Genomic DNA, 1,143 nt, shown 5'->3' on the forward strand with positions numbered 1-1,143 from the left:
GAAAAGAACTATTTGGACTTCACAGCCTCTTTGGAAACTTCGTTTAATGAAGGAAAAATTGAAGGGAAAATTGAAGGGAAAGTGGAAGAAAAAATAGAAATAGCCAAGAACATGATAAGTGAAGGCTTTGATAATAAAACGATTACAAGGATAACAGGCTTATCTATTGAGCAGATAGAAGCATTGAGGAAGGAGGTGAGGTAGGAGAAGTTGTAAACTTTTATTTCTACCCTGTCTTTCGGCTTGGGCATGAAGAGCTTGGATTATGTACAAACTCCTGCGAAGGAAGATAAGTGGCTGTTCAACGGCAAAGAAAAGCAAACCGAGCTTGAGCTGCACCACTACGATTTCAGTGCCAGAAGCTATGACTATCAGACAGGTAGGACTACTACCCTTGACCCTCATGGGGATAGGTACGTAAGTGTTTCACCTTATTCTTTCTTGAATAACAATCTGCTGAGGTACATAGACCCTACGGGCATGGACGGGGAAAGCATACTACCACAAGGGACAGCCTACGACCAGCAAAAAGAAAGAGATAGGAAACAAATGGAAAATCTATCTCGTAATTATCGTACAATCAGCTATCTTTGGAAAAGTACACCGCAAAACGTCACGCTACAAGCCTCTAACAATGGCGATGGTACGCTCAATTTCTACGCTATAGAGTGGCTTGCTTCCCCAGAAGCAGGGAACACAAACCTAATGAATGATTGGCATAGTAAAATGGGATTGTGGCACGTAGGTACGCTCAAACTATCTTCTTACTACAATCCAATAGCCAATGCTGTAAGAGGGGGGAGAGATGGGTATTCAAGTGATAGTTTTCATGAGGGAGTAAGTTTATTTGGCTTCGTGCCAATAGTAGGGGATTTGGCAGATTTGTTAGATGCAGCAGTTTATGCTATGGAGGGCAATTACAGACAGGCTGCGATAAGTTCTGTAGCTGCCGTTCCTGTCATAGGTTCTGTAATTGCCATTCCTCTTAAAACTTCTTCCAAACTTTTAAATCCAAGCAGAACTTATACGCTTTATAATAAAGCTGGTGATTTATACTAAAAAGTAAAAGGTTTTGAAATTTGGATTAGGAAAATTACGAAAAAAGTACAATATTTGGTAATCAAATTAGTAAAAATGTTATCA

The 1,143-nt window shown here is 39.9% G+C and carries 1 protein-coding gene and 1 pseudogene; both read left to right on the plus strand.

From position 1 onward, the window contains the following. Positions 1 to 204: pseudogene (locus BM141_RS22470) on the plus strand (hypothetical protein); the annotation flags it as partial. A 45-nt stretch (positions 205 to 249) separates the two neighbouring features. Further along, on the plus strand, positions 250 to 1,059 hold the full coding sequence (locus tag BM141_RS22475) for an RHS repeat-associated core domain-containing protein (RefSeq protein WP_091549665.1): 810 nt from the start codon (positions 250 to 252) through the stop codon (positions 1,057 to 1,059). Positions 1,060 to 1,143 lie beyond the last annotated feature (84 nt).

It is taken from the genome of Thermoflexibacter ruber (assembly GCF_900113045.1).
GTDB classification, from domain to species: domain Bacteria; phylum Bacteroidota; class Bacteroidia; order Cytophagales; family Thermoflexibacteraceae; genus Thermoflexibacter; species Thermoflexibacter ruber.